The organism is Natronocella acetinitrilica, from assembly GCF_024170285.1.
Classification (GTDB): domain Bacteria; phylum Pseudomonadota; class Gammaproteobacteria; order Nitrococcales; family Aquisalimonadaceae; genus Natronocella; species Natronocella acetinitrilica.
Map to the genome: position 1 here is coordinate 110,833 of NZ_JALJXV010000005.1, position 15,982 is coordinate 126,814.

A 15,982-nucleotide genomic window follows, 5' to 3' on the forward strand; every position below is an offset into this window, starting at 1 on the left:
GGGCGCGTCAGACGAATCGATTGCGCAACACACCCAGGCCCGCGATTTCGCATTCAACTTCATCGCCCGCCCGCAAGTACTCGGGAGGGTTACGAGCGAAGCCCACACCGTCAGGCGTGCCGGTTGCGATCACATCACCTGGTAACAGCCGCATGATGCCCGACAGCACCGCAATGATCTCGGCCACGCCGAAGAGCATGTTCGACGTATTCGAATGCTGTTTCAGCTCGCCGTTGACCCGACAGCGAATATCCAGGGTCTGCGGGTCGGCGATGGCGTCGGCGGTGGTGATCCACGGCCCCATGGGGCAGGCACCCTCAAGGCTCTTGCCGAGAAAGAACTGCTTGTGCCGGAACTGGATGTCCCGGGCCGAGAGGTCGTTGACAATGGTGTAGCCAAAAACGTGATCCAGCGCATGCTCCCTTTGAATGTGCCGGCCACCGCGACCTATCACGAATGCAAGTTCCGCCTCCCAGTCGAGTTGTTCAGTAACGTCGGGTTCCAGCAGGATTTCCGAACCGGGCCCGGTGACCGCGGTCGTCGCCTTGGTAAAGACGACGGGGTGCTCGGGAAGCCTGGTCTCCTTGCCGCTGGCGCGGGAGGCCTCCGCTGCATGATCCGCGTAGTTCAGCCCCAGACACATGACGTTGCGCCGAGGCTCGGGGATGGGGGCGAGCAGGGTCACGGTATCCAGGGCAACGGTCTCGTCCGTTGGCGCCGGCAGTGCCCCATCGTCGCCCAGAGCGTCGATCAGGGATCCGACACCAAGCCGCACCCGGTTGTTGTCATCCAGTACACCCCAACGCTCAGCGCCATCAACGCGCACGGTCACGATTCGCATGTTTGTCGAACTCCCGATTCCTGGTCTGTCTCAGTTGCCGCCGTGCCGGGGAACAGACCGCCGGGCCAGTTCATTACCCGCCGCATCAACAGCACGCACGGTATCGAAGTTGTCGCCCAAAACGCGCAACAACAGGCACGGCGTGGTCAGGGCCATGGTGACCATGTCATGGGGGCCCGGCTCCATCACCGTCACCACCAGCGTCGCCACAGCCCCCTCCACCACGGCCTCGTCAGCGGCCAATTCAAGGGCATAGCCGCCGGTCGGGCGTTCGCCCATGGCAACCAGCACACCGACATCCTGCCCCTCGGTCAAGACAGTCGTGCTACCACCGGTACGCGCCACCCGGGCAAGATCGTTGAAACCTGCCTGGTCAACGGCGAGCCGCAAGGCATACCCGGCTTCAGTGGTCTCGCAATGGGCAGAGGACTGCAGCACCTCAACCGGCACCTTACTGTTCGTCATATCCCCACCCAGGGTGCAACCACCGGCGAGAGTCACCAGTACCGGGCCAGCGAACAGGCGCCACAACCGTTGCATTCTCATTTTGCAGGGCCATGGTGTTCGTGGCCGGGATTGATACAGCGCTCGCGAATCACCATGGAGGGCGAAATGGGCCAGTCGCAACCTTCGCAGCGCTTGCCTGCACCGGACGACCAGCGATACCAGGCCTGCGCGGCCAGGAAGAACTCGGCAACGCATACCAGTGACGCCAGCAGCGCCACGCCGGCAAGAATGGAAGCCACACTGACGATCACACCGGTGGTGGCAGTGGCCTGCCCCAGCAGCACAGTGGCGAGAATCATGCTGCCTGCGGCGAGCAAGGCCAGCCCGATGACCGGTCTGCACAGTTGACGTAGTACCTCCGTCTTGCCAGGCACGACATTTCCTCCCCATGGGTTATAACTGCAGGACAAGATGGCAGAGAATAACCCGGTCCGCAGCCCGCGTTCCACGATCGGGGAATGGAACGCCGCTCGCATGGTCCGAGACCATGGCACTCCGGATCAGAGGACAGACACGATGCTGAAAGCACCTGCGAAAACGCTGGCGACCGCTATTGCCGCCTGCTCCCTGCTGCTCGGCGCCTGTGCGGCGACACCCCAGGCTGACGCGGAGCTTGCCGGCAACTGGCAACTGCGCGACTTCAAGCTCACCAACTCGAACCAGACGCGGCTGATCGGGCTTGAACCCTTCAGCATGAACCTGACCGGCAACGGCGAAGCCACCGGCCGACTGGACTGCAACACCTGGCGCGGGCGCTATGAGGACGTTACCGATAGCACCTTTGCGCTGCGCGACATGGTGCTGGTGCAGGGTCGCTGCGGCCATCTGGCCTCCAACATCGATATGCTCGAGCGCGTCTTCCCGGAGTTTCTTGAAGGAGAGGCGACCTACACCATCGAGGGCCGGGAGATGATCCTGGAGACCAGCCGCGGGGACCGCTTGCGGTTCGAGGCAACCCATCGCCGCTCCGGGGACTCGTGAAATCGTGACCAGTGAACCGCCATTGCCTGCAACCCTGCCGACGGGACTGGCGGAGCGCATCCTGCAGCGAACCATCGAGGCCGTGACCATCAGCGATGCCGCCATCCGGGTGCTGTGGGTCAACGACGCCTTCACCCGCTTGACTGGCTACAGCCTCGACGAGATGCGTGGCAACAACTTTCGCGTCCTGCGCAGCGGACACCACGACCCCGGCTTCTACAAGCATATCGAGGCATGCATCCAGCGAGACGGCGTCTGGGAAGGGGAAATCTGGCGACGGCGCAAGAACGGCGAGATTTTCCCGGCCATGCTCACCATCACAGGGCTCCGTGACCCGGACGGGGCCATCACTCACTACGTGGACTTCTTCAACGATCTCGGCAACTTCAAGAACCACCAGCAGCGTATCGAATACCTGGTGAACCACGATGCCCTGACCGGGCTGCCGAACCGCAACGCCCTGCAGGAGCGGCTGGAGAATGCCGTATCCCGGGCGCGACGCAATAACACGCAACTGGCGCTGCTGTTCGTCGACCTGGACCGCTTCAAGCGGATCAACGATGAACATGGACACCTGTTCGGCGACCATGTCCTGCGGGAGATGGCAGAGCGTTTGCGCCAGAACGTCCGCGAAATGGACACCGTGGCTCGCCTGGGTGGCGACGAGTTCATTATCCTGCTGGAAGATGTGACGTCTCACGATGATGCCCGGGTCGTCGCTGGCGCCATACTCGCGGGATTTGATCAGCCACTGCTGGTTAACAACGTGCCGACGCCCATCTCCGTCAGTGTCGGCGTCAGCCTGTTCCCCAGGGACGCCACCACCGTGGAGCACCTGATCAACCGGTCCGATGCAGCCATGTATGCCGCCAAGCGTGCCGGTCGCAACCGGATCTGCTTCACCGAATAGACCGACAAGGCGGACATGACAGCATCACTGTTTGATTTCCCCAACTGGGTTTATCTGCTGCGCGAGTTCGATAGCCTCTATCGCAACGGCTCTGCCGGGGGCAGCAAGCCGATCCGTTCGCACCGCAAACGGGTGCGGGACCGCTTGTCGGCGATCATTGACGCCAACCCCGCTTTTATCGAACGCCCCGTCGAGACGAAACCCGTGGTCGAGCACCTGGGGCGGGCGTTCGATCTGGGCGCGGACAATGACCTCTGGCGGCTGAGCAAGGCCTTCGAACGGGTTTGTGGTGGCATTGCCTGGGAATACGGCTACAGCAAGATCCCGCCGAAGTTGGCAAAACGCTACGCCTACACGGAAATTCTGGGCCCAAGGGGTCCGATCCAGGCCGACAACCTGATCCTCGGCTTCGTCCTGTTCGCGCCCAACACCACCTATCCGCAGCACAGCCATAGGGACATCGAAGAGAGTTATGTCTCGGTGGCCGGCACCTGGTCGGAAAACGACTTCGCCACCTACGCCCCCGGCTCCCTCATTCTCAACAAGGCCGGCCACGAGCACCGGATCACCACGGGACAACTGGAGCCCTGCCTGCTTGCCTATGCCTGGGTTGGCACACCCGAGCGCCTGACAACGGTGGATATGCGCTTCACCGCGCCTGCGGCAAGGCGACCCGGTACCGCCTGAGTCTCCGTGGAGACGGGAGAATCAGTCCCGCCCGTCTTCCTCCAGCAGCAACGACATATCGTCGGCGGCGGCCTGATAGCGGTCCTCGCGGTCGTCGGCGCCGAGCTTGGCCTGAAGCCGCACCTCGTTGGCGGAGTCGGCGTAGCGGATGGCGTCGTCGTAGGTGATCAGGCCCTGGCGGTAGAGCTTGTAGAGGTGCTGGTCGAAGGTCATCATCCCCTGCTCGCCGGAACGCTTCATGATCTCTTTCAGCTCGTGCACCTCGCCGTTGCGGATCTTGTCCTGCACCAGCGGCGTACCGATCATGAGCTCCACGGCGGGCACCCGACCACTGCCATCCGGCGTGGGGATGAGCTGCTGGGCAATCACCGCCTTCAGGTTCAGCGACAGGTCCATGAACAGCTGATTGTGCCGCTCGGGCGGGAAGAAGTTGATGATGCGGTCCATGGCCTGGTTGGCATTGTTGGCGTGCAGGGTGGCCAGGCAAAGATGGCCGGTTTCGGCGAAGGCAATGGCGTAATCCATGGTCTCGCGAGTCCGGATCTCACCAATCAGGATGACGTCCGGTGCCTGTCGCAGGGTGTTCTTCAGGGCCACCTCGAAGGACTCGGTATCCAGCCCCACCTCGCGCTGGGTGACAATGCAGCCCGCGTGCTGGTGAATGAACTCGATGGGGTCTTCGATGGTGATGATATGACCGGTGCTGTTGTGGTTGCGGTAGCCGATCATCGAGGCCAGCGAGGTGGATTTACCCGTACCGGTGGCGCCCACGAAGATGATCAGGCCCCGCTTGGTCATGGAGATTTCCCGCAAGGTGCTGGGCAACCCCAGCTCCTCGATTTTCGGGATATGGGTCTCGATACGACGCAGCACCATGCCCGCGTGGTTGCGCTGGTAGAAGGCGCTGACGCGAAAGCGCCCCACCCCCGTCGCGCTGATAGCGAAGTTGCACTCCCGGGTGTCCTCGAACTCCTCCTTCTGCCGCGGCGACATGATGGAGAGTACGATCTGGCGGGCCTGGTCCGGACTGAGCTTGGTCTTGGTCACCGGAGTGACGCGGCCTGCGATCTTCATGCTCGGCGGCGTGCCCGCCGTGATGAACAGATCCGAGGCCTTCTTGTTCACCATGAACTCGAGCAGCGCGTTGAAATCCATTGTCTTGCTCCCGGAGGATCGGCTCTACTGACGTCAGCCTAGTTGAAGAGATCTCGGTTGGTTGCCTTGAGCTTGGCGTCCTGCTTGCTGATCAGCCCCTTGCGCACCAGCTGCTGCAGGCACTGATCCAGCGTCTGCATGCCCAGGGCCTGCCCGGTCTGGATGGAGGAGTACATCTGCGCCACCTTGTCCTCGCGGATGAGGTTACGGATGGCGGGCGTGCCGATCATGATCTCGTGGGCCGCCACGCGACCGCCACCGATCTTCTTGAGCAGGGTCTGGGAGATAACCGCCCGCAGCGATTCGGAAAGCATGGACCGCACCATGGATTTTTCGGCCGCCGGGAACACGTCGATGATCCGGTCGATGGTCTTGGCGGCGGAACTGGTGTGCAGCGTGCCGAACACCAGGTGACCGGTCTCGGCGGCGGTCAATGCAAGGCGGATGGTTTCCAGATCGCGCATTTCACCCACCAGCACCACGTCCGGATCTTCACGCAGCGCCGAACGCAGCGCTTCGGCGAAGCCCAGGGTGTCACGGTGCACCTCACGCTGGTTGACCAGGGACTTCTTCGATTCGTGCACGAATTCGATGGGGTCTTCGATGGTCAGGATATGCTCGTGGTACTTCTCGTTCTTGTAGTTGACCATCGCCGCCAGGGTGGTGGACTTGCCCGACCCGGTAGGACCGGTGACCAGAACCAGGCCACGGGGATTATCGGAAATTTCCTTGAAAGCCTCCGGCGCCTGCAACTCTTCCAGCGTCAGCACATTGGAAGGAATGGTCCGGAAAACCGCACCGGCGCCCCGGTTATGATTGAAGGCGTTGACACGGAAGCGCGCCAGATTGGGGATTTCGAAGGAGAAATCGGTCTCGTAGAATTCTTCGTAATCCTTGCGCTGCTTGTCGTTCATGATGTCGTAGATCAGCGAGTGCACTTCCTTGTGCTCCATGGCCGGCAGGTTGATCCGACGCACATCGCCGTCAACACGAATCATGGGCGGCAGCCCGGCCGAGAGGTGCAGGTCGGAGGCGTTGTTCTTGACGCCAAAGGCCAGCAGATCGGCAATATCCATGAAGTTCCCCTACGTTATCTTGTTTGAATCAGCCCACGGCCCACGCGTCGCGCAGGGCACCCTGTCCCCGGGATTCAGCGTCCAACATTAAGTAAGGCCCGTGCTATTGTCACCCCGACTCGAGCGCAATTGGGACACAGGCCACATTTCCCGGAGGACCACTGCAGCATGCCCACCATCACCGAGCGTCTTGATACCGTTCGCCAACGCCTGCGCGATGCGGAAAGGCGTTGGGGCCGGGAGCCCGATTCCGTCCACCTCCTCGCCGTCAGCAAGACCAAACCCGCGCAAGCGGTGGCCGAGGCGCTTGCAGCCGGTCAGACCGCATTCGGCGAGAATTACTGGCAGGACGCGCAGGCCAAGTTGCAAGCCCTGGCGGATCAGCCAATCGAGTGGCATTTCATTGGCCCGCTGCAATCGAATAAAACAAAATCCGTGGCGACGCACTTTGACTGGGTTCACAGTGTGGACCGCCTGAAGATCGCGCGGCGGCTGAATGATCAACGGCCGCAGGACGCCTCTCCACTCAACATCTGTCTGCAGGTCAATGTGAGCGGCGAGGACAGCAAGTCCGGCATTGCCCCCGAGGCGCTTGCCGACCTGGCCCATGCCGTGTCCGAACTCCCCAGACTGCGTTTGCGGGGCCTGATGTGCCTGCCGGCGCCGGCAGACGGCCTGGACGCCCAGCGCGCGCCCTTCCGGCGCTTGCGCGAACTGCAGGAGACGCTGCAGGCCGATGGGCTGGCGCTGGACACCCTGTCCATGGGCATGTCCGGCGATCTGGAGGCGGCTGTCGCCGAGGGCGCCACGCTGGTGCGCATCGGCACCGACATCTTCGGCGCACGCGACCAGGTGTAAGGCCACCGGCGTGGCATTGCGCTGGGCAAGGTGAGTAAACTGCGGGCTGATTGGATGCCCCCTGACAAGCGCTGTAGGAGCCCGAGCAGCATGGACAACCGGACTATCACCTTCATCGGCGGTGGCAATATGGCCCGCAGCCTGATCGGCGGGCTGATCGCCGACGGCTTTCGCGCCGACGCCATACGGGTTTCGGACCCCAGCGAAGAGCAGTGCCGTTCTCTGGCGCAGCGCTTTGGCGTAACCACCGGCCAGGACAATCTCGCAGCCATCGAGGGAGCCAATGCGGTGGTGCTGGCCGTGAAACCCCAGGTCATGCGCCAGGTGGCCTCCGAACTCGGTGAGGGGCTGCAACGCAGTGGCGCGGTGGTGATCAGCATCGCCGCTGGCATCCGTGAGCCCGATCTGCGGCGCTGGATCGGCGCAGAGGTACCCATCGTTCGTACCATGCCGAATACCCCGTCGCTGGTGCAGACCGGGGCCACCGGCCTGTTTGCCAACAACCTGGTCAGCGACCAGCAGCGCGACCTTGCAGAAAGCCTGATGCGGGCGGTTGGTCTGGTCCAGTGGCTGGACACCGAAGCCCTGCTGGATGCGGTCACGGCGGTCTCCGGCAGCGGACCAGCCTACTTCTTTCTGCTCATGGAGGCGCTTGAGGACGCCGGCAGTCGGGTCGGGCTACCCCGGGAGACGGCGCGCCTACTGGTGCTGCAAACCGCACTCGGTGCCGCCAAGATGGCGCTGGAAAGTGAAGATGACCCACACACCCTGCGGCGCCGTGTGACCTCCCCCGGCGGCACAACGGAGCGGGCGATCAATACCCTGGAAGATGGCGACCTGCGGGCGCTGATCGAGCAAGCGGTGCGGGCCGCCGCCGAACGGGCGGCCGAGTTGGGCGATGAACTGGGAGCGCAGTAAATGACGGGCAATTATCTGGGTGATCCGATGGCCTTCCTGATCAACACCCTGGTCGGGTTGTACATCCTGGCGATCATGTTGCGCTTCCTGCTGCAGTGGTTCCGCGCAGACTTCTATAACCCGATTTCGCAGGTGCTGGTGAAGATCACCCACCCGGTGCTGCGGCCAATGCGTCGGGTCATCCCCAGTGCGGGGCGCATCGATACTGCCTCCATTGTGTTGATGGTGCTGCTGCAATTCGCCGCCCTTTGGCTGGTTTTTTCCATTCAGGGGCGTGTGCCCGGCGCCGGTGCGCTGCTGGCGCTGTCGGCCTGGGAGCTGGTGAACCTGCTGCTGAACGTATTCCTGTTCGCCACCATCATTCGCATCGTCTTGAGCTGGGTGAATCCCGGCGCGCACCATCCCGCGATCAGCATACTCGACAGCCTCACCGACCCACTGCTGACCCCCTTGCGTCGGGTCATCCCCTCCGCCGGCGGTCTGGACTTCAGCCCCATGATCGTGATTTTCGGCATCATGTTCCTGAAGATGCTGTTACGGCCGATCTTCCTCGATGTGGCGCGGATGATGGCCTGACTATCCGGGCCCTCGGCCCCGATATGTTATCCTTACCGGTTCTTGGGGTAACAACCATCAATGCGCGGCGGCATGGCCGCGCCCCCTGGCAGGCACCACGCGGACCTGCCTGCCTCATCACCGGCCGCCCTGCCCAATCCGTGCAGGCGAGGCCGGCAACGCCGCCTTCGGACCCGTCGGCATCATCCCGGCTTGTCCCTACGGCCCATACATCTGAAAGCAGTCAGGAGGTCGCCAATGACGGAGAAGAATCCGGATAAAGGCTACGTGGCCCTGTTGGGTTGGAGTCTCGGCGCCATCGAGGCCGTGGACCGGTTCGATCGTCGCTACATCGTGGTAGCGCCCGAATGGGCCGAGGAATACTGCCAGCAGCACAATATTCCCTACATTCCCTGGAACTTCGAACGGCTGAACGACCGCTCCATGGAAATCGCCGAGCGACTCAAGGAAGAGGGCGTGGATGTGGCGATTCCGCTGTTCGAGGAAACCGTGGAATGGGCCGGTGCCATCAATGCGGTGCTCATGAACAACCCCCGCCTGCACGGCCAGGCGGTGCTGTTCCGTGACAAGGCCCTGATGAAGCGGCGGGCACAGCTCGGCGGCATCCGGGTTGGTATCTTCGAGGAGGCCCACGACAAGAGCGACGTGGTCCGCTTCCTGAAGCGCGTCAACCAGACCCTGCTGAAGCTGGACGGCGACCCGAACGACCCCATCCACCTCAAGGCCTTTGACAAGGCCGGCTGCCTGGGACATCGGGTCATCCGTTCCCCGGACGAGGTGGACCTGATACCCGACGAGGAATTCCCCGTGCTGATGGAAAGCCATCTGGACGGCTGGGAGTTCGCTGTAGAGGCCTGGGTTCACGATGGCGAGATCAAGTTCCTGAACATCTCCGAATACGTGACGCTGGGTTACTCGGTATTCGTGCCTGCCACACCGGAGCTGGAAAGCTGGCGGCCGCTGATCACCAAGGAAATCGAAAAGCTGATCAAGACTTTCGATATCGAGTTCGGGTTCATACACCCGGAATACTTCGTGACCAGCGACGGCACCATGTACTTCGGCGAAGTGGCGTACCGGCCGCCGGGTTTCAAGGTGTTCGAACTGCTCGAGCGGGCCTATGGCTTCAATGCCTACCAGGGCATGGTGCTGGCATTCGACCCCAAGACCACCAAGGAGGAAATCGACGCTTTCTTCCCGAAAGAGGTGGTGGATGCCAAGGGCCACGCCGGCTGTTTCGGCGTCTACCCACGGCGTCGGGTGGTCAGCAAGCTGGAAATTCCGGAAGAAACGGAGAATCACCCCTACTTCGAGTATCACGAGTTGACAGCGCCACTAGAGGAAACCGTCACCAAGCGTACCGCCTTCGGCACGCACTGGGGGCTCATTTATTTCTTCGGTGACGAACCCCACAAGATCCGGGATCTGCTCAAGCACCAGGAAGAGCTGGACTTCTACGTCTGACCTGGCCACACGCAGGCTGTGCACAGGGACGTGCATACATCACCATAAAAAACACCCCGCGCTGCGGGGTGTAAGCGTGTCCGTACGATAGAGGAGAAGTCTAGTCCATTTGGCGCGTAGCCAATCGTGCTTTTGCAGACAACGTGCCAATAGCCTGCATCCCGCCAAAACAGCGACTTGCGGCAGTGACCCCGGAATCGCCAGGTGTTTCGGCTCCAGAGCAGTGCACCCGGCGCCCCCACTCAGTGCACACAGCACCATGGAGGGGCGTCGTTGTTGCCGCCCACCACCCCCGACAGTAGACTTGGCGCTTTCCAAACGCACCGGACTGGCAAAAAACACACCATGAGTCAGGACTTTCCTGCCGATTCCGTGGGCCTCGTGACACCGCGGCAGCAGCATTTCGACCAGCCGCTGGAATTGGACTGCGGCCAGTCGCTCCCGGAATTCGATCTGGTTTACGAGAGCTATGGCACGTTGAACGAGGATCGCTCCAACGCCATTCTCGTCGCCCATGCACTGTCCGGCAGTCACCATGCGGCCGGATACCATGCCGGCGCCCACAAACCCGGTTGGTGGGAAGCCTGCATCGGGCCAGGCAAGCCCATCGACACCAACCGGTTTTTCGTCGTCTGTTCGAATAATCTGGGGGGTTGCCACGGTTCCACCGGCCCGTTATCGACCAACCCCCTCACCGGCCGACCCTACGGCGCCGCCTTCCCGATTGTCACGGTCAGGGACTGGGTGCGCAGCCAGGCCAGGTTGGCAGACGCCCTGGGTATTCAGCGCTGGGCAGCCGTGATTGGCGGCAGCCTCGGCGGCATGCAGGCCATGCAATGGGCCATCGACTACCCCGATCGCATCGCCCATGCCGTGGTCATCGCCGGCGCGCCGAAACTCTCGGCCCAGAACATTGCCTTCAACGAGGTCGCACGACAGGCCATTCTCACCGACCCGGAGTTCCACGAAGGCCACTATGCCGACGAAGGCGTGATACCGCGTCGCGGGCTGGCCCTGGCACGCATGATCGGCCATATCACCTACCTCTCGGATGATGCCATGCGGGCCAAGTTCGGCCGCGAGCTGCGCGAGGGCAAGATCAACTTCAACTATGAAGTGGAATTCCAGGTCGAGAGCTACCTGCGACATCAGGGGCAATCATTCGTCGACCGTTTCGACGCCACAACGTATCTGCTGATGACCAAGGCGCTGGACTACTTCGACCCGGCAGCGAATTTCGACGACGACCTGTCCCGGGCGCTGGCCGGCGTCAAGGCAGGTTTCCTGGTGCTGTCGTTCACCAGTGACTGGCGCTTCCCCCCGAGCCGTTCCCGGGAAATCGTCAAGGCGCTGCTGGATACCGACAAATCCGTGAGCTATGCGGACATCGTGGCGCATCATGGCCATGATGCCTTCCTGATGCCAGTACCCGAGTACCTGGGCATCTTCTCCGCGTACATGGACCGGGTCGGCCGGGAGGTAGGCGCATGAGCCAGGATCTGAGTCCGGAATTCAGGATGATCAGCGACTGGATCAAGCCGGGTTCGAGGGTGCTCGATCTCGGCTGTGGTGACGGGCGTTTGCTCGGCTATTTGCAGGATACACGGCAAGTCACCGGCTACGGGCTGGAAATCGACCAGAGCAACATCCTGCGTTGCGTACAAAACGGTATCAACGTCATCCACACCGACCTGGACGAGGGACTGCAGGATTTCGATCCTGACTCGTTCGACTACGTGGTGATGACCCAGACGCTGCAGGCCGTGCACTACCCGGACCGGCTCCTGGAAGAAATGCTTAGAGTGGGCCGCCAGGGAATCGTGACCTTTCCCAACTTCGCTCACTGGCGGCTTCGTCTTCATCTCGCCCTGCATGGCCGCATGCCCATGAGCAGCGCCCTGCCCCATGCCTGGTACGACACGCCGAACATTCACCTGTGCACCGTTCGGGACTTCGAGGCGCTTTGCGCAGAGCGGCAGATCGGAATCCTGCAGCGGAGCGTGACCACCGCCTATTTCCAGGAGAGCCTGACGGCGCGATTGATGCCGAACTTGTTCGCCTCGGTGGCACTCTATCGTTTCGAGAAGCTGAAACGGTAGGAGATTCACATGCAGCTTGCCCGATTGTCCTTGCCTGCCCTGACCCCCCTGCTAATACTCGCACTGGCGATACCGGGAGGGCTCGGTGCCACCGGCTCCGGCGCCGAGCAACACGGCAAATTCGAGATCAACTACAGCGCTATGCCCACGACCCGGCTGCCGGAGCAGGTGGCGCAGAACTACAATATCCCCCAGAGCCAGGTTCAGGGGCTTATCCTGGTATCCGTGCTGGATGACGGGACTCCGGTGCGGGCTACCGTTCGCGGGCATGCGCGCACCGAGAATGACGAGTCGCTGGAGCTGAGCTTCCGTCGAATCGACACCGGGGGACGGATTTCCCACATCGCCATTGTGCGTATCGAAGACGAGAAAAAGCTGCGCTTCGACCTGAATGTGCGGCCGCAGATGCACGACGACGTTTACGAAATCAACTTCGAAGAGACTTTCTACATCGACTGATGCCGGCTTGCGTCGAACGGTGCCGGGCTGCTGAAATGCCGGGATGACCCTTGTCTGCCAAGCGGAGCGGCACCGATGACAACGCTGCTGTTTACCCACGAAAGCTGTCTCCAGCACGACACCGGCCGGGGCCATCCGGAATCCCCGGATCGGCTGCGTGTCGTGCTGGATCGGCTTCGGCAATCCGAGTTCCATGCACTGGAGTGGCGAGAGGCGCCGCGGGCGACACTGGAACAGATCCGGCGCATGCATGACGCGACTTACGTGGACGCAGTACTTGCCCGCATCCCGAAACAGGGACTGACGCCACTGGATGGCGACACCGTGGTTTCGCCGCAGTCCGGAGAGGCCGCACTAAGGGCGGCAGGGGCGACCTGCGCTGCGGTGGACGCGGTGATGAAAGGGGAGGCCCGCCGCGCTTTTTGCGCGGTGCGACCACCAGGGCACCATGCCGAGCCGGATCAGGCCATGGGCTTTTGTCTGTTCAACAACGTGGCCATTGGTGCCGCACACGCGATGGCGCAATACCACCTCGACCGGGTTGCCATCATCGACTTCGACGTGCACCACGGTAACGGCACCGAGGCGATGCTGCGCGGACGGCGCGGCTATCTGTACGCGTCCAGCCATGAGCATCCGCTCTACCCTGGCACCGGCAGCGGGCCTCTCCCCGGCGTGGACAACATCATCAACGTGCCCCTCGGACGCATGACCGACTCGCTGGAATTCCGCGACCGCTTCCGGGAGGATCTGTTACCCGCCGTGCGTGCCTTCGGACCACAGTTGATCTTCATTTCGGCCGGCTTCGACGCCCACGCCAATGACCCACTGGCCAATCTGAACCTGGAGGCGGAGGACTTCGCCTGGGCCACCACCGAACTGCTGGACATTGCGGATCGCTTTGCCAACGGCAACGTGATTTCCACCCTGGAGGGCGGCTACGATCTGCCGGCGCTGGCCGAGTCCACCGCGGCCCATGTACGGGCGCTTATGGACGCTTAGTGTTACGGGAGACTAGGGGCGCGACTGACGCCTGTAGGCCGCGATGATCGGCCCCATGGGCCGCACGAAATCGGAACGCCCGAGAGCGGGGGCATGCAGGCTTGACATGGAGCCGTCCAGATAGAGGGCGTTGTGACAACCAAGCCCATCCCGGAACAGCCGTGCGAATTGATGGAAATTCACCGGATGCTCGCTGATGGCGAACAGCACCTCGTGACCATTGCGCACCCCCACGCCGTTTCGCATACGCAGGGAATTGCTGTCGGGAATGAACCGATGATGCAACTCACCATCTATGACCAGCATCGGGCCTGACTGTGTGGCCAGGTCCGCCGTCGGTGCCTCGGCAAGGTAGCGCTCGGTGTCCAGCACTGCTGCCTCCCCGGCGCGCACCATGAACACGCCATTGGGCTTCATGTGAAAATTGCCGGGGCCATCGGCGTTGTTGGCGGGACGCAGGACATCCCCATCCTCGATATACAGCCCGGCGGGCCGCAGATCCTCCAGGTACATACCTGCATTCATGGCAAACACGCGCTCAACACTCCCCTGCTGCCGGGGCAGGCGGGCAAAGCTCGCGTAGGGCTGCTCATCCTGGTCCTTCCAGTAAAGCCGCAGGTCATGCATACGCAGATCGATCACGCACACGGTGAAGCGTGAGCCATCGAACTGATAGGGCCGGCAGGGCTCGGCGCCGGCTACGGCAACACATGCCGCCAGCAGACCGAAGACCAGCGCGAGCATCCGCGACCATGTGCCGAAAACCGTCATTCATGACCTCGATTCAGGGAGTTGGGGAGCCTTGACAAGCGCCTGTTTCCATTGGATGTCCACACGCCGGACGCGGCTTTCAGGAACTTGCAGGAAATCGCCGCATTTTTCCCTGAAAAAATAGCCAGGCAGTTTTATTTGTTTGTTTTTATTGAACTTAATAGACATGACGAAAAAGTGACCGAGTTAACGGAAAGCCGTTCACCATGGGAACTTGGGCGTGTTTTTGACCACTCATCCACAGAGTTATCCACAGAAACTGTGGAAAACCATGACTAACGTCGAGCCAGCAGGCATTTAGCCGCTTTCACCTGAGAAACCACTTTAACTTACCCCACTGCGCCCTAGGGTTGACTTGTCCCTCGTTACCAGCCCAGTGTCCCCGGCCCACCCTTGAACGGGCCACGGATGTTTCCCGTGATCCAGCCACCGTAGAAATTGCCCGTTTGTGGCTGTACCCGTTCGTCATCCACGTAACAGGCGTCGACCCGTCCGGCATAGAAGGACACATGGCCGGCGATGTTCGCATGGCTGGCGGTGGGCGTGTCGTAACACCAGCACACGTCAGCCACCAGCGTATCCCCCAGTCGCAGATGCCAGTACCGGGCCACGCCCTTGAACTCGCAGTAGGTCTGGGTGGTGCTCTCTTCCAGACAGGTCCAGTCGATACTGGCAGGGGGCAGGTAGTAGCAGGGCGGATGCGATGTCTCCAGCACCCGGTAACCGCCGCTGGCATCGGCGAGTGTGTGCCCGGCATGAATGACGCGCAATCGGCTCCCGGTGGGTTCCACCCGGGGAGGGCGTGGATAATCCCAAACCGATTCCACCGCCGGACCACTCATGAGGCTGTGGCACCGCTATCAGCGCTCACGGAACGCCGGGTATAGGACACGTCGTCAATCTCCATCCATCCCAGGCGCGTGGCGCGCAACAACTGGCCGTTGGGCATGCAGGGGAACACGCGCCGCCGGGTGGCATGCACGAATCCGGCGAAGGACTCATGCTCCTCCAGCGACTGCCCCACCCGCCAGAAAGCACCGTAAAGATTCGGTGCGTAGTCCATTCGACGCAGCAATCCCGCCGCATCGGCATAGAGGATCTGATCCGGGGAGTACGTGGGCACATCCGCCGGAAACACCACCCGCAGGGCCTGCAGGCGTTCGCCAGCCAACTCCAACGGCTCGAGTTGCTCCAGCTCGCAGCCGCTGCGCAGCAGCGAAAACGGCAGGCAGAGGGCCTGCCAGAGGCTGAGGCCGCAGTAGTAAAGCACGTCGAGTCGATCCCACAGGAACCAGTGGCGGAAGGTGCGAAACACGGCGCCCGGACCACAGCGTTCCTCGAGAACGCCGCCATCAGCGGCCTCGATCCACACCCGGCTGGAGGCAAAACGGCCGGTGCAGCCGGGCTCGGGCCAGTCGGCGATGGACACTGTCGGCATGGACGCCGAAACAGTCACTTCGGCTTCCTGCAGGGGCGAACCCTGCATTCGCGAGGTAAACTCCAGACCGCCCATGGAGACACGGGCAAGCACTTCACCGACGTCACGCCAGCGCTCCGCTCCACCATGGGAATCAATGATTCGGTCAACAAGGGTCTTCACAGGCGCCACCTCTGACCGGGACCGTCCGCGCGCAACCGATAGCCTCAACCCTGCCACCATGTCCGCTTCCAGTCCAGC

General features: G+C 62.1%; 20 protein-coding genes. 12 read left to right on the forward strand and 8 right to left on the reverse strand.

All coding sequences use genetic code 11. From position 1 onward, the window contains the following. Positions 1–7: 7 nt before the first annotated feature. Genes J2T57_RS11320 through J2T57_RS11330 form a run of 3 tightly spaced genes read right to left on the reverse strand, consistent with a single transcriptional unit; the run spans position 8 to position 1,722 of the window. Complete coding sequence (locus J2T57_RS11320) at positions 8–841, reverse strand: fumarylacetoacetate hydrolase family protein (protein WP_253478136.1); 834 nt, start codon at positions 839–841, stop codon at positions 8–10. Positions 842–871: 30 nt separating this feature from the next. Beyond that, a complete protein-coding gene (locus J2T57_RS11325; RefSeq protein ID WP_253478139.1) occupies positions 872–1,381 on the reverse strand; it encodes a protease complex subunit PrcB family protein in 510 nt (169 codons plus the stop codon). A gap of 2 nt (positions 1,382–1,383) precedes the next feature. Then, positions 1,384–1,722, reverse strand: a complete 339-nt coding sequence (locus J2T57_RS11330; protein ID WP_253478141.1) for a hypothetical protein — start codon at positions 1,720–1,722, stop codon at positions 1,384–1,386. A 142-nt stretch (positions 1,723–1,864) separates the two neighbouring features. Between J2T57_RS11330 and J2T57_RS11335 the strand changes: the two genes are divergently transcribed. The 3 genes from J2T57_RS11335 to J2T57_RS11345 are packed head-to-tail and all read left to right on the forward strand — an operon-like array spanning position 1,865 to position 3,926. Next, entirely contained in the window at positions 1,865–2,329 is a 465-nt protein-coding gene (locus J2T57_RS11335; protein WP_253478145.1) for an META domain-containing protein, read from the forward strand. A 4-nt stretch (positions 2,330–2,333) separates the two neighbouring features. Next, positions 2,334–3,239 carry a diguanylate cyclase domain-containing protein gene (locus J2T57_RS11340; protein ID WP_253478148.1) on the forward strand — a complete coding sequence of 302 codons (906 nt, stop codon included), beginning with the start codon at positions 2,334–2,336 and terminating at the stop codon, positions 3,237–3,239. A 15-nt stretch (positions 3,240–3,254) separates the two neighbouring features. Further along, positions 3,255–3,926, forward strand: a complete 672-nt coding sequence (locus J2T57_RS11345) for a dimethylsulfonioproprionate lyase family protein (protein ID WP_253478151.1) — start codon at positions 3,255–3,257, stop codon at positions 3,924–3,926. A 21-nt stretch (positions 3,927–3,947) separates the two neighbouring features. On the opposite strand, the gene J2T57_RS11350 is transcribed toward J2T57_RS11345, so the two are convergent. Next, a complete protein-coding gene (locus J2T57_RS11350) occupies positions 3,948–5,081 on the reverse strand; it encodes a PilT/PilU family type 4a pilus ATPase (protein WP_253478154.1) in 1,134 nt (377 codons plus the stop codon). A gap of 38 nt (positions 5,082–5,119) precedes the next feature. Beyond that, positions 5,120–6,157 (reverse strand): type IV pilus twitching motility protein PilT, encoded by a 1,038-nt coding sequence (locus J2T57_RS11355; RefSeq protein WP_253478157.1) that lies wholly within the window; start codon positions 6,155–6,157, stop codon positions 5,120–5,122. Between the two features lie 168 nt (positions 6,158–6,325). Between J2T57_RS11355 and J2T57_RS11360 the strand changes: the two genes are divergently transcribed. The 8 genes from J2T57_RS11360 to J2T57_RS11395 all read left to right on the forward strand — a co-directional run bounded on the left by J2T57_RS11360 (position 6,326) and on the right by J2T57_RS11395 (position 13,533). Next, complete coding sequence (locus tag J2T57_RS11360; RefSeq protein WP_253478160.1) at positions 6,326–7,015, forward strand: YggS family pyridoxal phosphate-dependent enzyme; 690 nt, start codon at positions 6,326–6,328, stop codon at positions 7,013–7,015. Between the two features lie 90 nt (positions 7,016–7,105). Beyond that, entirely contained in the window at positions 7,106–7,933 is an 828-nt protein-coding gene (gene proC, locus J2T57_RS11365; RefSeq protein ID WP_253478163.1) for a pyrroline-5-carboxylate reductase, read from the forward strand. Next, a complete protein-coding gene (locus J2T57_RS11370) occupies positions 7,934–8,509 on the forward strand; it encodes a YggT family protein (RefSeq protein ID WP_253478166.1) in 576 nt (191 codons plus the stop codon). A gap of 237 nt (positions 8,510–8,746) precedes the next feature. Further along, positions 8,747–9,973, forward strand: coding sequence for an ATP-grasp domain-containing protein (locus J2T57_RS11375; RefSeq protein WP_253478169.1), 1,227 nt, complete (start codon positions 8,747–8,749; stop codon positions 9,971–9,973). A gap of 345 nt (positions 9,974–10,318) precedes the next feature. Continuing rightward, positions 10,319–11,464, forward strand: a complete 1,146-nt coding sequence (gene metX / locus J2T57_RS11380) for a homoserine O-succinyltransferase MetX (protein ID WP_253478172.1) — start codon at positions 10,319–10,321, stop codon at positions 11,462–11,464. Next, complete coding sequence (gene metW / locus J2T57_RS11385) at positions 11,461–12,072, forward strand: methionine biosynthesis protein MetW (RefSeq protein ID WP_301289337.1); 612 nt, start codon at positions 11,461–11,463, stop codon at positions 12,070–12,072. Before metX ends, metW begins: the two co-directional genes overlap by 4 nt. Before the next feature lie 9 nt (positions 12,073–12,081). Next, the gene (locus tag J2T57_RS11390; protein WP_253478175.1) at positions 12,082–12,531 is read left to right on the forward strand and encodes a DUF4426 domain-containing protein; all 450 of its coding nucleotides are present in this window, start codon (positions 12,082–12,084) and stop codon (positions 12,529–12,531) included. 75 nt (positions 12,532–12,606) lie between these two features. After that, positions 12,607–13,533, forward strand: coding sequence for a histone deacetylase family protein (locus J2T57_RS11395; protein ID WP_253478178.1), 927 nt, complete (start codon positions 12,607–12,609; stop codon positions 13,531–13,533). Positions 13,534–13,545: 12 nt separating this feature from the next. Here the strand turns inward: J2T57_RS11395 and J2T57_RS11400 are convergent, their stop codons facing one another. Continuing rightward, entirely contained in the window at positions 13,546–14,304 is a 759-nt protein-coding gene (locus J2T57_RS11400; RefSeq protein ID WP_253478181.1) for a phosphodiester glycosidase family protein, read from the reverse strand. Positions 14,305–14,325: 21 nt separating this feature from the next. On the opposite strand from J2T57_RS11400, the gene J2T57_RS11405 reads away from it, so the two are divergent. After that, positions 14,326–14,583 (forward strand): hypothetical protein, encoded by a 258-nt coding sequence (locus tag J2T57_RS11405; RefSeq protein ID WP_253478184.1) that lies wholly within the window; start codon positions 14,326–14,328, stop codon positions 14,581–14,583. Positions 14,584–14,669: 86 nt separating this feature from the next. Here the strand turns inward: J2T57_RS11405 and J2T57_RS11410 are convergent, their stop codons facing one another. Beyond that, positions 14,670–15,146: a DUF427 domain-containing protein gene (locus J2T57_RS11410; protein WP_253478188.1), complete on the reverse strand. Its 477-nt coding sequence runs from the start codon at positions 15,144–15,146 to the stop codon at positions 14,670–14,672. Then, positions 15,143–15,904, reverse strand: coding sequence for a hypothetical protein (locus J2T57_RS11415; protein ID WP_253478190.1), 762 nt, complete (start codon positions 15,902–15,904; stop codon positions 15,143–15,145). The genes J2T57_RS11410 and J2T57_RS11415 overlap by 4 nt, the downstream gene beginning before the upstream one ends. Between the last annotated feature and the right edge of the window lie 78 nt (positions 15,905–15,982).

Bases quoted from the DNA above. Each gene is read 5' to 3' on its own strand.
- metW (WP_301289337.1), top strand. From the start codon at position 11,461: ATGAGCCAGGATCTGAGTCCGGAATTCAGGATGATCAGCGACTGGATC.
- J2T57_RS11320 (WP_253478136.1), bottom strand. From the start codon at position 841: ATGCGAATCGTGACCGTGCGCGTTGATGGCGCTGAGCGTTGGGGTGTA.
- J2T57_RS11400 (WP_253478181.1), bottom strand. From the start codon at position 14,304: ATGACGGTTTTCGGCACATGGTCGCGGATGCTCGCGCTGGTCTTCGGT.
- J2T57_RS11350 (WP_253478154.1), bottom strand. From the start codon at position 5,081: ATGGATTTCAACGCGCTGCTCGAGTTCATGGTGAACAAGAAGGCCTCG.
- J2T57_RS11335 (WP_253478145.1), top strand. From the start codon at position 1,865: ATGCTGAAAGCACCTGCGAAAACGCTGGCGACCGCTATTGCCGCCTGC.
- J2T57_RS11325 (WP_253478139.1), bottom strand. From the start codon at position 1,381: ATGCAACGGTTGTGGCGCCTGTTCGCTGGCCCGGTACTGGTGACTCTC.
- J2T57_RS11370 (WP_253478166.1), top strand. From the start codon at position 7,934: ATGACGGGCAATTATCTGGGTGATCCGATGGCCTTCCTGATCAACACC.
- proC (WP_253478163.1), top strand. From the start codon at position 7,106: ATGGACAACCGGACTATCACCTTCATCGGCGGTGGCAATATGGCCCGC.
- J2T57_RS11375 (WP_253478169.1), top strand. From the start codon at position 8,747: ATGACGGAGAAGAATCCGGATAAAGGCTACGTGGCCCTGTTGGGTTGG.
- J2T57_RS11355 (WP_253478157.1), bottom strand. From the start codon at position 6,157: ATGGATATTGCCGATCTGCTGGCCTTTGGCGTCAAGAACAACGCCTCC.
- J2T57_RS11410 (WP_253478188.1), bottom strand. From the start codon at position 15,146: ATGAGTGGTCCGGCGGTGGAATCGGTTTGGGATTATCCACGCCCTCCC.
- J2T57_RS11345 (WP_253478151.1), top strand. From the start codon at position 3,255: ATGACAGCATCACTGTTTGATTTCCCCAACTGGGTTTATCTGCTGCGC.
- J2T57_RS11390 (WP_253478175.1), top strand. From the start codon at position 12,082: ATGCAGCTTGCCCGATTGTCCTTGCCTGCCCTGACCCCCCTGCTAATA.
- metX (WP_253478172.1), top strand. From the start codon at position 10,319: ATGAGTCAGGACTTTCCTGCCGATTCCGTGGGCCTCGTGACACCGCGG.
- J2T57_RS11395 (WP_253478178.1), top strand. From the start codon at position 12,607: ATGACAACGCTGCTGTTTACCCACGAAAGCTGTCTCCAGCACGACACC.
- J2T57_RS11360 (WP_253478160.1), top strand. From the start codon at position 6,326: ATGCCCACCATCACCGAGCGTCTTGATACCGTTCGCCAACGCCTGCGC.